Genomic DNA, 13691 nt, shown 5'->3' on the forward strand with positions numbered 1-13691 from the left:
ACGACGCGGGGCCGGTACATTGGCTGACCATGCATTCCGAGCGACAAGCAGGGCATTCCGAGCGACAGGCAGGGCACTCCGAGCGGCAGGCAGGGCATCCCCAGCGACAGGCAGGCGGCCCGGCTGCCTTCGTGCCCGCGCTCGAAGGCATGCGCGCGCTGGCTGCTGTCGGGGTCATGACCACGCACGTCGCCTTTCAGACGGGCGCCGTGGACGGGAGCATCCTCGGCGCGGTCTGGGGCCGCTTCGACATGGCCGTGGCGTTGTTCTTCGCGTTGTCGGGGTTCCTGCTGTGGCGTCCGCACGCCGACGCCGCGCGCGATCTCGCGCGTAAGCCGCCGGGAGTGGTCCGCTACCTACGGCACCGCGTCGTGCGGATCTGGCCCGCGTATGTGGTCGTCGTGGTCGTGGTGCTGATGCTGCTGCCCGACGCCCGGCCCGCGAGTGCGACCGTGTGGCTGGCGAATCTGACCCTGACCCAGGTGTTCGTGCCGCTGTCGTTGACAGCCGGACTGACCCAGATGTGGAGTCTGTCGGTCGAGGTCAGCTTCTATCTGGCGCTGCCGTTGTTCGCGTGGTTGCTGGTGCGGTTGCGCGGCGAACGGGCGCGGTGGCGGATACCGCTGCTGCTGGCCGCTGCTGTCCTCAGCCTGGGCTGGGCCTGGGTCGCCGACGCGCTACCGCTGGCGGCCGGCGTCGAGGCCAAGAACTGGTTGCCCGGTCATCTGCCGTGGTTCATCAGCGGGCTGATCCTGGCCGAGCTGGTGGTGTCCAGGTCAGGAACCGTCGCGGCGAGGATGGGGTCGCGGCCCTGGCCGATGGCGGGTGTCGCGGCGGTTGCGTTCGCGTTGTCCTGCACCGAACTCGCCGGACCCACCGGACTGGCACCGCTGGCGCCCTGGCAGTTCGCCGTCAAGATGGTGCTCGGTGCGGTTCTCGGTTTCGCGTTGCTCGGACCTCTGGTGCTGGGCCCGCCCCGGCCGCACCCGTTTCTGGACTCGGCGCCGATGCAGGCCCTGGGCCGGTGGTCGTACGCCATCTTCATCTGGCATCTCGCGGTGCTCGCCGCGGTTTTCCCGCTGGCCGGGGTCATCCCGTTCTCGGGGTCGATGGCATTGGTGTGGTGCCTGACGCTGCTGCTGACGATCGGGGTGTCGGCGGCGAGCTACTCGTGGATCGAAGATCCGGCGAGACGGTGGTTGCGTCGGTCGGAACGACGATCCGCCGCCGCACGATCAGCGGCGACGACGTCGCAGGTTCACCCGGATCAGCCACCGCGGCACTCTGATCGCGCGCCACGCGACGAGAACGACCGCCAGCAGAGCCGGTAGCTGTACCCACCAGTCCCAGCCGTTGTACCCCAGCGGGGATCGCCACGGCCCGGCCGCGAGGCCGAAGGTGGCGACTGTCATCAACACCGCGACCAGCGCCACGGCCCGCTGTTGGCCGCGCAGTGAGCGATTGAGCAGAGGTGCTGCCGTGGTGGTGATCACGACGACGGCTGCCACCGCCAACCCGATCGGACCGGTCAGCAGGTAGACCACTGCGCCGAGCAGCAGCGGCGCCGCCGCACGGCCGTCGATCGGCCGTGCCACCGGCATCAGCGGCACCGACGTGCGCCGGGCGGGCATGAAGGTGCAGAGGAACAGCAGTGCCAGCAGCGCGAGTCCGCCGCCGATCGCCCAGCGGTAGGGGCGGTCGAGGGGAAAGGTCAGGTCGATGTCGCCGGCGTAATCGGCAGGAATGATCCAGCCCTGCTGCCAGCCGTTGACGACAACGGGCTGCAATTGGTCGTCTCCGGCGGATGCCTGCCACCCGGGATTCGTGCTCTCCGGCACGATGAGGACGCGCGGATTGCTCTCGGCGGCGACCGAGACGCTGCGATCGGCCGCGTTCCACCTGTTCACGGTGACGGGGCTCGGCCTGGCGTTCGGCGACGCGATGTCGCCCGAGGGTTGTGCCACCGTGAGCCCGACCCCGGCGACGGTGAACGCCGGGCCGGGGTTGACGGCGAGTTCCTGTTCTCCGGCGGGCAGATCGACGGGCCGCTGGTCGCAGGCCTGCGCGCGGATCGGGGCCCCAGACGCCAGGGTCGCCGCTGTGGTGCGTAGTGAAAAGCGCTGCACATCACCGGCGATGGTCAGTCCGGGACCGTCGAAGCAGGTGACCTCGACGGGCCGGTCGGGGTCCGGAGGAGTCGGTACGCCACCGAGGACGGTGATCTCGGAGATCCCTGACGGGGCGACGGCCGCGAACCCGAGACTGTTGACGTCGAGCACCTCCTCTTTGTCGAGGACGGTGATCGAGATCGTCGAGGTCAAGTGCGGATCGAGCGTGATGCGCCCGTCGGTGGGTACCTGCCGTACCTGTCGGCCGTTGCCGAGGTCGATCCCGACCACGGTGGGACGCGCAGGGAATTGTTCGCTGGGAAGGTCGATCTGGAGTCCCTCGACCTCCCGCGGGCTCGGCAGCGTGAGTTCCATCGTCGGCCGCTGTGCGCCGGCGCCGCTGTCACGGGCCACCCAGGTCGTCCCCCGGTCGCCGTCGACGACCGCGCCCGCGTTGCCGCGGGGGTCGGTGCTCGCCGACTGTGCGGTCGCGATGATCTGATCGTTGCCTGCCAACAGTCGATTGAGTTCCTCGGACGGATTGGCGGTCACGGTGACCGATGGCGTCACCGCCACCGGACCCGGTACCGACAGCACACGGCCGAAGATGCCGGGTTCTTCGGGAGCGAGTCCCAGTGCGCCCGAACATCTCACGACGTCGCGGTCGGGTACACACGCGTCACGACCGGGCAGTTCTGGGCCCAGCACCCATCCGGCAACCTGCTGGCCGGCGACCAATTCCGGTAGTACGACCCGGTGGCGGATCGGCAGTTCGCGGGCCTGAGCCGCATCGCGGAGCTCGATCTCCGAGATCGCGAACTGGTTTCCGGCCGTGCCGTTCTCGGTTCCGATGGCTCTGATCTGCACCCATCGGGTCGGCCCGCTGGGCGGCACCACCGAGGTGGGTTGTCCTGCGCTCACACCGCTGGCGACGGTGCTTCCCGCCTCGGTGGTGATGAGCAGCGTACTGACGCCGGCCCCGAGCGCTTTGCCGACGGTGACGTCGAGCGCGAGTCGTTCACGAGGGCTGGTGAAGTCGAGTTGTAGCCACTGTCCGACGGCGGAGTCGAGGCCGCGGCTGACCCACGCGGTGTTCGGGTTCCCGTCGAATGCCGCCGCCGGCGAGCTTCCGGGGGAACTCTGCCCCAGTTGCGTTGCATCGGAGGCTGATCCGGATGCGCTGACCGACAGCTGGCCGGGTTCGCCGTCGAGCAGCCAGTCGCCGGAGACCAGCGGCTGGCCGTCGACCGGGTAGTCGGCCACCGAGTTCTGGGTCAACCGGGGATCACCGGGCGCGCGGATCGCCGAGCTGTGATCATCGACGCGCCCGAAGTCGACCTCGCGGTCGGTGGGGGAGTCGGTGACGATCATCGGTACGTCGGGGAGCCCGGCGTGCCGCGCGTCGGACTGCAGCAGCACCGGACCCAGCGGTGGTTCACCGCCCAGCTGCGCCGCATTTTGTAGCGAGGCAAGGGATTCAGGTCCGCCCGACACCCTGGCCATCTGATCGAGTGGCACGGTGGCAGGTCGGGTGCCGGGGAACGCGACATCGGAGTCGACCCGGAAGATCTGCACAGCAGGCATCGTGGGGCGCAATCCGTCGTCGGAGACCACATCGTCGATCAGGGGCGGGCCGACCTCCGGACCGAATCGTGCAACCGGCGTCATCCCCGGGGAGCCCGCTATCGCGTTGCGGGCCAGGATCGGACGCGCGGAACGTGAGGTGGACGGATCGAGGTCAGCGCGTACCACGACATAGGAGATGCCCTGTTGTGCGAGGGTGGCGGCGAGGCCGGGGAGCGGTCGTCCGGCGGCGATCGCGCGTTGCACCGAATCCAGTGCGCGGATGGCCCCGGGTGGCGTCAGCGGTATCGCGTCGCGCACGGCCCACGGCTCGTCGGCCAGCACCTGCAGGGGTTCGTCGCGGGTCAGGCCCCAGGTCTGATTGGCAAAGGGCGACCCCGGGACGACCAGCGCCCGTCGGTTCTCTCCCGCCCCATGGTCCTTGAGCCACTTCGCGGTCTGGTTCCAGTACGACGGTATCGACGAGTAACTGCCCGGGGCGGCGAGGCCCGCGGTCCAGACCATCGAGCCGGCTGCCAGGGCGGCCACCAGAACCACCATCGCGGCCGCCACCGGCCGGGAACGCTCCGGATGAGCGAAGGCGCGGCCCGTACCGCGCCAGCCGGCGAGGTCGGGGGTGGGGACGCGGGCCAGCAGATGCGCGATCCCCAGGGCCAGCGGGATCCGGATCAGCGGGTCCCACTTGTGGACGTTGCGCAGTGGTGCACCCGCGTCGTCGAGGAAGACCCGCACCGACTCCGAGAGCGGCGATCCGAGCTGTCCCGGATAGCCGAGGCAGATCATGAGCAGACCGATGATGAGGATGGTGATCAGACGTCCACGTCCGGGCATCGCTCGCATGGCGAGCCCGGTCAGTCCGGCTGCCGCGAGTAGTCCGGTCGCGAGCACCGCGACCGGTTGGGTGACCAGGCTTGCCCCCGCAACCCGTTCCGGGGAGACGAACGGTGTCCAGGCGCTTGTGCCGCGCAGCACCTCGGTCAGCGAGACCCATTCTGTTGTCACGCGCGACGATTCGATGAAATCCAGGAACGGGGGACTGACCCGGGACAGGATGAGCAGCGGTACCACCCACCACAGGCAGGCCGCTGTGGCCCCGAGAGCCCACCAGCCGCCGAATCGCAGCCAGCGCGCGGCCGGTCCTTTGATCGGGATGTGCAGCAGCCACCACACGCCGGCGACCGAGGCCGCGGCGAGCGTCGCGACGGCGTTCACCGCGCCCATCAAGGCCAAGGCGCAGGCAGACTGAAAAGCCAGCTGTCGCAGATTTTTTCGCGGATCGGCGTGGTTCAGGGCGACGACGACGGGAGCGAGCACCCACGGGGCCAGCATCACCGGCAACGTCTCGGAGGAGATGGAACCGATGGTGGTCAAGACCCGCGGGCTCGCGACGAAGACCACCGCGGCGAAGATCCGGGACCACCGCGAGCCCACTCCGAGGGCGTCGGCGAGGCGGACGAAACCCACGAAACCGACCCACAACAGCAGTGCCCACCACAGGCGTTGGGTCACCCAGGGCGGGAGTGCGAGCAGGTCACCGATGGCGAAGAAGGCGCCATGCGGGAAGAAGTAGCCGTAGGATTGGTTCTGTACCTGGCCGAGCGGGGCGATGGACGACCACAGGTGCGCGGCGCGACCTAGAAAGCCGAGAGGGTCGGAGGTGAGGTCGAGTTTGGTGTCGGCGGCGATCAGGCCGGGCGATTGGGCGAAGGACGCCAGCAGCGCCCACAGAGCTGCACAGAGCAGACCCCGTTTGGTCAGTTTGTGACTCCGGCGTTGTCCCTGGTGCCGTAGTCGACCGAGCCCTGAACGAATCCGCTGTCGGCGTTGAAGCTGTTCACATCAGTTGCTGGCTTGTCCTCGGAGGTCAAGACGCCACCGAGGAACACCGCTCCAATGGCCACGACCACGCCGAGGAGGCCGGCGACAGCGCCGGCGATCAGGCGGTTGTTCATCATGGCTGCGAAGTTACCACCCGCGCCTTGCTCTTCCGGTCAGCCGCCTTCTGGCCGGCGACCGCGCCCTCGCCGCGGCGGGCGCACCCGGCCGGGACGACGAGCACGGGCCGCTGGCAATGCTTGAGTACGTGTTCGGCGACACTGCTGTGCAACAGCGCGCGCAGGCCTGAGGAACCGCGTGTCCCGGTGACAAGGATGTCGACTTCGAGGGTGTCCGCGGCGTCGACCAGCGCGCCCCAGACAGTCGAATCGACCTCTGCCAGGCGTCCCTCGGCGGTCAGGCCCGCCGCCCGGGCCCGTGCGACGCCCCGGGAGTTGCGGGTTCTGGCGTCGACGTGCAGCGCGTCGTCGATGTCCTGGTCGACGACCGAATGCAGTACCGGCTGCATTCCGCCCGAGAGAGCGGACAGCCGGGCGCTCTGGTGGACTCCTGATTCCCAGGCCGTCACCACGTAGGCGCGATGGGAGGCCAGAAAACGTCCCGCGTAGTCGATCGCGCGATCGGCGTTCTCACTGCCGTCGTAGGCGATCATGATCGTGTCTTGCTTGGTATCGCCGAGTGGACCGGACATGGCATTTCCTCCTGCAGGAAGCTAGTTCTTCGAGAATACCCGGCAAATGTAACGTCCGTCACATCGGCCGCCCGTGCAAGACTCGACGCATGTTTTTTCTCCAGCAACCCTCCCGTCGCGGGCGGTCCAGAAGTCTGGTCGTGCTGACCGCGACAGTGGCGGCGGTCCTGGCGGCCTGCAGTAACGGAGACGGTGGTCCGGAGATTCCGCCGACCTCGGCCTACTCGAGCAGTGCGGCGTCGAGCGCGCCGGTGTCGTCGTCGCCCGCGGTGGTGCCGGTGTCGTGCGGGGCCGACGAACTCGAGTCGATGACCTTGCGGCAGAAGCTTGCCCAGTTGCTGGTCGTCGGTGTCACCGGCACAGCCGACGCCCTCGACGTGGTGCGGACCGAACAGATCGGCGGCGTGTTCATCGGCAGCTGGACCGACCTGTCGATCCTGTCCGACGGCGGGATCGCGACGGTGCAGGACGCGGCGAAGACCCCGGTGATGGTCACCGTCGATCAGGAGGGCGGCCGGGTGTCCCGGCTGTCGTCGCTGGGTATCGACAGCCCGTCGGCCAGGGAACTCGCCCAGACCGACACTCCGGAGCAGGTTCGTGCGCTGGCGAAAGCCCAGGGACTGCAGATGAAGGAGTTGGGGATCACCGTCGACTACGCGCCGGTTGCGGACGTGAGCGACGAGTCCGACGACGAGGTGATCGGCGACCGCTCGTTCGGCGACGATCCCGAGACCGTGACCCGGTATGCGAACGCCTACGCCCACGGCCTGCAGGATGCGGGCATCATGCCGGTGTTCAAGCATTTCCCCGGCCACGGGCACGGGTCCGGCGATTCCCACACCGGTACGGTCGCGACCCCGCCGCTCGACGAGCTGCGCGGCGACGACCTCGTCCCGTATCGCACGCTGATCCAGCCCGGGGTCGGGGTGATGGTGGGCCACCTGATCGTTCCGGGCCTGACCGGGCCCGACAATCCCGCGAGCATCAGCGAACCGGCGATGACATTGCTCCGGGACGGCACCGGCTACGGCGGCGAGCCCTTCGACGGTCCCATCTTCACCGACGACCTCTCGGGCATGGCCGCGATCAGCGCCAAGTACGGCATCGAGAAGGCTGCGACCCTCGCACTGTCCGCCGGCGCCGACATCGCGCTGTGGCTGTCCACCGACAAGGTGCCCGCGGTGCTCGATACGCTCACGGGTGCGGTGCGGAGTGGGGAGCTGCCCGCCACGCAGGTCGACGAGTCGGTGGTGCGGGTCCTGCGCGCCAAGGGCGTGCTCGACTGCTGATCTCGGCGACCGACGAGGTGTGATTCGCCGACTCGAGGGATCCGAAACTTACCGGCTGGTAAGGTAGTCCGGACGTCCGAGTGTCCAGAAGTTGGCAGAGAGAGTGGTTGTGGTGGCCGGAGGAACGAAGCGCCTACCGCGCGCCGTCCGCGAGCAGCAGATGCTCGATGCGGCCGTACAGGTGTTTGCTGCCAACGGCTTTCGTGAGACCTCGATGGATGCCATTGCGGCACAGGCCAGCATCAGCAAGCCGATGCTTTATCTCTATTACGGATCCAAGGACGAACTGTTCGGCGCCTGTATCAATCGGGAGGGCGGCCGTTTCATCGAAGCGATGAGCGCAGGCTTCGACCCGAATCTCCGGCAGCACGATCAGGCCCGCACCGTCATCTACGACTTCCTGCGCTACGTCCATGACAACAAGGAGTCGTGGCGGGTGCTCTATCGCCTTGCCACGGGCCAGGCCAACTTCGCAGGACTGGTCGCCGCGAGCCGTGCGCGGCTCATCGAGATGGTCGCCGATCTCTTGCGCCGCGGGACCACGGTGCCACATCCGAGTGACACAGATTTCGAACTGATGGCGGTCGCGTTGGTCGGCGCCGGTGAGGCCGTGGCCGACCGCATCTCCGAAGGGGACATCGACCTCGACACCGCAGCCGACCTCATGGTCTCGATGGGCTGGCGCGGCCTAGCGGGCGACCGCCCCTGAGCCCGAAAATGGGGCCTTTTGGCGAACAAAAGCCCAGGTGGGCGTCGCCAAAAGGCCCCATTTTCGGGATTACCGGAGGGTTGCGGTCAGGTGCGGGTAACCCTTCTTCGGGTTGAGCACCGAGATGTCGAATGCTCCGGAGCCCTCGACCTGCTCGGTGTAGACGTTCACCGTGGTCGGCAGGATTACCGGCTTGCCAAACCGCACGTTGTAGGTGACCTTGTCGGCCAGTCGTCCCTCGACGTTGGCGACCACGCGGGCGGCGGTCCACATGCCGTGGGCGATGGCCCTCGGGAAGCCGAACGCCTTGGCGCCCAGATCGCTCATGTGGATCGGGTTGCGGTCACCGCTGGCTGCGGCGTATTGCCGGATGAGTCCCAGATCGGCCTTGAGCTTGGCGTCCGGGGGCGGTGGCCGATGGTCCTTGGGGGCCTCGGGCCGCGGGCCGCCGGACAGGCTGGTGCGCTGCTGGCTCAGGAACGTCGCCGTCTGCCGGGCGACCGGCTCGTGTCCGACGGCGAAGTCCGAGATGACGTCCACCAGCATGCCCTTGCGATGTTCGCGAAGGTTCTCCGCGTGCGTGGTGATGGTCAGTGGCTCGGTGACCCCGATCGGCCGGAACCGCTCGATGGTGTTCTCGATATGGACCGAACCGATCGCCGTCAGCGGGAAGTCGCCTGCGACAAGCAGTTTCATGACGAGCGGGAACTGCAGCACGAACGGGAAGGTCAGCGGCAACGTGTCACCGAATCGCTGACCCGTCGCGGCGCAGTACTTGGCGAGCTGATCGAGATCGACCTTCACCCCGGACAGCGTCAACTCGGTGTCGGGAAGGGTGGCGTCCGCGGACACCTTGCCGGGCTTGCCGATCACCGGGAGCATCCCGATCAGGGCCCGCCGATAGATGTCACCGGTCCCCGGGAACTCTTTCAAGGCAATGGTTTTGGCCATGTCAGGCACCCAGCATGCTCTGGCCGCAGACCCGCACCACGTTGCCGGTGACCGCACTGGACGCCGGGTTGGCGAAGTAGGCGACGGTCTCTGCGACGTCGACGGTCTGGCCGCCCTGTTGCAGTGAGCTGATGCGACGGCCCACCTCGCGGGTCGCGAGCGGGATCGCGGCGGTCATCGCGGTCTCGATGAAACCGGGGGCGACCGCGTTGATGGTGATCTTCTTCTCGGCCAGGATCGGCGCGTAGGCGTCGACGAGACCGATCACGCCGGCTTTCGAGGTGCCGTAGTTGGTCTGGCCGCGGTTACCCGCGATGCCCGCGATCGAGGACACGTCGATCACCGATCCACCTTCGCGCAGTGCGCCTGCCTCGACGAGATCGTCGACGAGCTTCTGCGGAGCGATGAGATTGACGCCGATCACCGAACTCCAGCGAGCGTCGTCCATGTTGGCGAGCAGCTTGTCGCGGGTGATGCCTGCGTTGTTGACGATGATGTCGACACCGCCGTGGCGCTCGAGCACGTGCTCGGCGAGCTTGGTGCCGGCGTCGGCGGCGGTGACGTCGAGGGGCAGTGCGGTGCCGCCGACCTTGTTCGCGGTGGCCGAGAGTGCATCGCCCGCGGCGGGGATGTCCGCGGCGATGACGTGGGCGCCGTCACGAGCGAGGACCTCGGCGATGGTGGCGCCGATGCCGCGGGCGGCCCCGGTGACCACGGCGACTTTGCCCTGTAGCGGTTTGTCCCAGCTGGCGGGGGCTGCGGCATCCTTCTCGTCGACGCGGATGACCTGGGCGTCGACGAAGGCGGATTTGGCCGAGAGGATGAAACGCAGGGTCGACTCCAGGCCGGACAGGCCGGTCTTGGCGTCAGGGGAGACGTAGACGAGCTGGGCGGTGGCGCCCTTGCGCAGCTCTTTGCCGAGGGACCGGGTGAAGCCTTCGAGGGCGCGCTGGGCGATGTGCTCGTTCGGGTTCTTGATCAGTTCCGGGGTGGTGCCGATGACCACGAAGCGCGCAGAGTTGCCGGTGGAACGCAGTGTCGGGCCGAAGAACTCGAACAGCTGCGAGAGCTCGGACGATTGTGTGATCCCGGTCGCATCGAGCACGACGCCGCCGAGCTTGTCCGCACCGCGGCCGCCCGTGTTGTTCGTGATCAGTTCATAGCCGCTGTCGGGATCACCCAGGATCTCGCGCAACGGCTCGATCAGTCGGCCGTTGCCGCCGAGCAGCACCGGGCCTGCCAACGCGGGTTCGCCTGCCTTGTAACGCCGCAGGACCGGCGGTTGCGGCAGGCCGACCTTGCCGGCGATGAACGATCCGGGTCCGGAGCTGACGAACGTCGAATACAGATCGGTGGTTCCAGTGGCTGACACGAAGCACTCCTAGGTCGCTGACGGCATCTCTCGTTGTTTTCCGCCGCCCACCGACGCATGGCCCCGGGCGGAGTCGACAACTAACTTACTCGCGAGTAAGAATACGCTATACGAGTCATCCACTACATGGGAGAGCCACAGTGTCGACGAGCAATGAGCCCACAAACAACGGGCCGACAGAAACCAGTGCGGCTGCGACCACATCGCGCAAGACCCGCAGCGTGCGGCCGGTCGCGATCGTCGGTGGTAACCGGATCCCGTTCGCGCGCCAGGACGGCGCCTACGCCCGGGCGAGCAATCAGGACATGTTCACCGCCACCCTCGATGGCCTGGTCAGCCGGTTCAGTCTGCAAGGCGAGCGCCTCGGCATGGTTGCAGGAGGTGCGGTTCTCAAGCACTCACGCGACTTCAACCTCATCCGTGAGTGCGTACTGGGATCGGCCCTGTCGCCGTACACGCCCGCCTTCGATCTGCAGCAGGCCTGCGGCACCGGTCTGCAGGCGATCTCTGCCGTCGCCGACGGAATCGCGACCGGCAAGTTCGAGGCCGGCATCGGCGGCGGCGTCGACACCACCTCGGATGCCCCGATCGGTGTCTCCGAGGACATGCGCCAGGTGATGTTGCAGGTGAATCGGGCCCGTAGCCTGGCTGACCGCCTCAAGGCCATCGCGAAGCTGCCGACGTCGCTGGGTATCGAGATCCCGCGCAACGGCGAACCGCGCACCGGGATGTCGATGGGCGACCACGCGGCCATCACCGCCAAGGAATTCGGTATCAAGCGCGAGGATCAGGACGAGTTGGCCGCGGCCAGCCACCAGAAGATGGCGGCCGCCTACGACCGCGGCTTCTTCGACGACCTGATCACCCCGTTCCAGGGCCTGACCCGCGACCAGAACCTGCGTCCGGGCAGCAAGGTCGAGAAGTTGGCGACCCTCAAGCCGGTCTTCGGTGTCTCGCTCGGTGACGCGACGATGACGGCGGGCAATTCGACCCCGCTGACCGATGGTGCCTCCGCGGTACTGCTGTCGACGGACGAGTGGGCGGCGGAGAAGAAGCTACCGGTGCTCGCGCATCTGGTGGACGTCGAGACCGCTGCGGTCGACTACGTCAACGGACCCGACGGTCTGCTGATGGCCCCGACCTACGCCATCCCGCGGCTGCTCGAGCGCAACGGCCTGACGCTGCAGGATTTCGACTTCTACGAGATCCACGAGGCCTTCGCGTCGGTGGTGCTCTGCACCCTGGCGGCATTCGAATCCGAGGATTACTGCAAGGAGCGTCTCGGCCTCGACAAGGCGCTCGGCTCGATCGACCGGAGCAAGCTCAACGTCAACGGTTCGTCTCTGGCCGCAGGTCATCCGTTCGCCGCGACCGGTGGCCGGATCGTCGCCCAGGCCGCGAAGCAGATCAAGGAGAACGGCGGCGGACGCGCGCTGATCTCCATCTGCGCCGCCGGTGGCCAGGGCGTCACCGCGATCATCGAAGGCTGATCTACCCGGTCTTGGGGCCTTCTGGCGGACGTCACCTGGCGTTTTGTTCGCCGAAAGGCCCCAACATCGGGAGGCGGAAAAAAGTTTTCGCGGGTGTGTAACGCCCCGGGAGAACTCTGCGATGAACCTAGTAACTCCGGCTGAGCTGCACGACCCCCGACCCTGTAGCTCAGTCGGAGTTACCTATTTCTGGGGTGGTCCCTCACGTCTGCAAGTAGCTTCGCGGCTTGCCGGTGCTCTCGTCGTCGCCGTATCTCTCGGTGAACTCGGTCTCCAAGGACTCCAGCGTCCGACCTTTGGTCTCCGGTAGATACAGCTTGACGAAGATGAACGCACAGCAGCCCAGTGCGAAGAAGATGAAGAACGTCGTGGAGATACTGAACCAATCGACGAGTTGTAGGAAGAAGAACCCTACGAGAAAGTTCACCAGCCACAGCACGGCGCCGGTCACGCCGAAGGCGAAGCCGCGCACCTTGAGCGGGAAGATCTCCGAGAGCATCAACCAGGTCACCGGCGATGTGGCGCCCTGCTGAAAGGCCAGGAAGGTCACGGTCAGCGTCAGCACCACGAAGGCGCGGCCGGTCCCCGAGGGCAAGATCAGCGAAAAGATCCCGATCAGCAGCAGTGCCGACGCGGTGCCTGCGACGCCGACCATCAGCATGGGCCTGCGTCCGACCTTGCCCAGTAGCCAGATCCCGACGAACGTCGCCGCGACGGAGATGACTCCGTTGGCGATGTTGGCGGTCAATGCGGCGTCCTTGTCGAAACCGGAATCTTCCAGGATCTGCGTGCCGTAGTACATGATCGAGTTCACGCCGCTGATCTGCTGCACCACCGCGATACCGCAACCGATCACCAGCACCCGCCGGATCCACGGGACGTCGCGGAGAACCGTCCAGTGCATCTTGACCGTCGCCTTCTCCTCGTCGGCCATCCGGGTTATCTCGTCGGCCTCGGTCCGGGCCTGTTGCTCCTCGCGCACCTGATAGAGGACGCGCAGCATGTCGGCGGTTCGCCCTTGCCGACCGAGCCAACGGGGACTCTCGGGCATCATCAGCATGCCGAACCAGAGAACCAGCGCCGGCAGCGTGGCGATGACCAGCATGTAGCGCCAAACGTGGTTGTCCTCGGTGAGGTTCGCGAGAATCGCGTTGAACGTGAAGGCGAGAAGTTGCCCGCTGACGATCATCAGCTCGTTCTGGGTGACCATCCGTCCGCGTTTCTCGGCCGGTGACATCTCCGCGAGGTAGGTGGGCACGGTGACCGACGCACCGCCGACCGCGAGTCCGAGTACGAATCGGAATGCGACCATGACCTCCATCGAAGGAGCGAAGACGCAGCCCAGGGTCGCGAAGAAGAAGATGACCGCCAGGCCGATGATGTTCCGCCGCCGCCCGTAGCGATCGGCGAGACGACCACCGGCGATCGCGCCGACCGCGGCGCCGAAGATCAGCGAACTCGCGACCAGTGACTCGGTGAACGACGTCAGGTTCAGCTGGTCTTTTTCGGCCATGTACGGCAAGGCCCCGTTGATGACGCCGGTGTCGTAGCCGAAGAGCAGGCCACCGAAGGTCGAGATGATGGTGGCCAGGCGCAAGAACTTGGCCGGGGTTCTCTTTGCGCCGTGCATGCGCCGCCTTCCGGGTGACCTTGCTGTCGCT

10 protein-coding genes are annotated in these 13691 nt (G+C 67.1%); 4 read left to right on the forward strand and 6 right to left on the reverse strand.

Annotation, left to right across the window (positions count from 1 at the left end):
• Nucleotides 1–29 precede the first annotated feature (29 nt).
• Nucleotides 30–1331 carry an acyltransferase family protein gene (locus tag DFR67_RS10770; protein WP_110469498.1) on the forward strand — a complete coding sequence of 434 codons (1302 nt, stop codon included), beginning with the start codon at nucleotides 30–32 and terminating at the stop codon, nucleotides 1329–1331.
• On the opposite strand, the gene DFR67_RS10775 is transcribed toward DFR67_RS10770, so the two are convergent.
• From DFR67_RS10775 to DFR67_RS10785, 3 genes are read right to left on the reverse strand one after another with little or no spacing between them, the layout of a single operon-like run.
• Entirely contained in the window at nucleotides 1236–5504 is a 4269-nt protein-coding gene (locus tag DFR67_RS10775) for an alpha-(1->3)-arabinofuranosyltransferase domain-containing protein (protein ID WP_342766724.1), read from the reverse strand. The two genes, DFR67_RS10770 and DFR67_RS10775, sit on opposite strands and share 96 nt — an antisense overlap.
• A complete protein-coding gene (locus tag DFR67_RS10780; protein ID WP_084839348.1) occupies nucleotides 5447–5647 on the reverse strand; it encodes a DUF2613 domain-containing protein in 201 nt (66 codons plus the stop codon). The genes DFR67_RS10775 and DFR67_RS10780 overlap by 58 nt, the downstream gene beginning before the upstream one ends.
• Nucleotides 5644–6219, reverse strand: a complete 576-nt coding sequence (locus DFR67_RS10785) for a universal stress protein (protein WP_110469500.1) — start codon at nucleotides 6217–6219, stop codon at nucleotides 5644–5646. Before DFR67_RS10785 ends, DFR67_RS10780 begins: the two co-directional genes overlap by 4 nt.
• 89 nt (nucleotides 6220–6308) lie before the next feature.
• Between DFR67_RS10785 and DFR67_RS10790 the strand changes: the two genes are divergently transcribed.
• Both DFR67_RS10790 and DFR67_RS10795 read left to right on the forward strand, forming a co-directional pair.
• Nucleotides 6309–7508 (forward strand): glycoside hydrolase family 3 N-terminal domain-containing protein, encoded by a 1200-nt coding sequence (locus tag DFR67_RS10790; protein WP_110469501.1) that lies wholly within the window; start codon nucleotides 6309–6311, stop codon nucleotides 7506–7508.
• A gap of 112 nt (nucleotides 7509–7620) precedes the next feature.
• Nucleotides 7621–8217 carry a TetR/AcrR family transcriptional regulator gene (locus tag DFR67_RS10795; protein ID WP_084839608.1) on the forward strand — a complete coding sequence of 199 codons (597 nt, stop codon included), beginning with the start codon at nucleotides 7621–7623 and terminating at the stop codon, nucleotides 8215–8217.
• 69 nt (nucleotides 8218–8286) lie between these two features.
• Here DFR67_RS10795 and DFR67_RS10800 read toward each other — a convergent pair whose 3' ends face one another.
• Together DFR67_RS10800 and DFR67_RS10805 are read right to left on the reverse strand one after the other, a co-directional pair.
• Nucleotides 8287–9168 carry a MaoC/PaaZ C-terminal domain-containing protein gene (locus DFR67_RS10800; RefSeq protein WP_110469502.1) on the reverse strand — a complete coding sequence of 294 codons (882 nt, stop codon included), beginning with the start codon at nucleotides 9166–9168 and terminating at the stop codon, nucleotides 8287–8289.
• A gap of 1 nt (nucleotide 9169) precedes the next feature.
• Entirely contained in the window at nucleotides 9170–10540 is a 1371-nt protein-coding gene (locus DFR67_RS10805; protein WP_110469503.1) for a 3-oxoacyl-ACP reductase, read from the reverse strand.
• 140 nt (nucleotides 10541–10680) lie between these two features.
• Between DFR67_RS10805 and DFR67_RS10810 the strand changes: the two genes are divergently transcribed.
• Entirely contained in the window at nucleotides 10681–12030 is a 1350-nt protein-coding gene (locus tag DFR67_RS10810) for an acetyl-CoA C-acetyltransferase (protein ID WP_110469504.1), read from the forward strand.
• Between the two features lie 202 nt (nucleotides 12031–12232).
• Here DFR67_RS10810 and DFR67_RS10815 read toward each other — a convergent pair whose 3' ends face one another.
• On the reverse strand, nucleotides 12233–13660 hold the full coding sequence (locus DFR67_RS10815) for a sugar porter family MFS transporter (RefSeq protein WP_110469505.1): 1428 nt from the start codon (nucleotides 13658–13660) through the stop codon (nucleotides 12233–12235).
• Between the last annotated feature and the right edge of the window lie 31 nt (nucleotides 13661–13691).

The sequence above is a fragment of the Williamsia limnetica genome (genome assembly GCF_003217475.1).
GTDB lineage: Bacteria > Actinomycetota > Actinomycetes > Mycobacteriales > Mycobacteriaceae > Williamsia > Williamsia limnetica.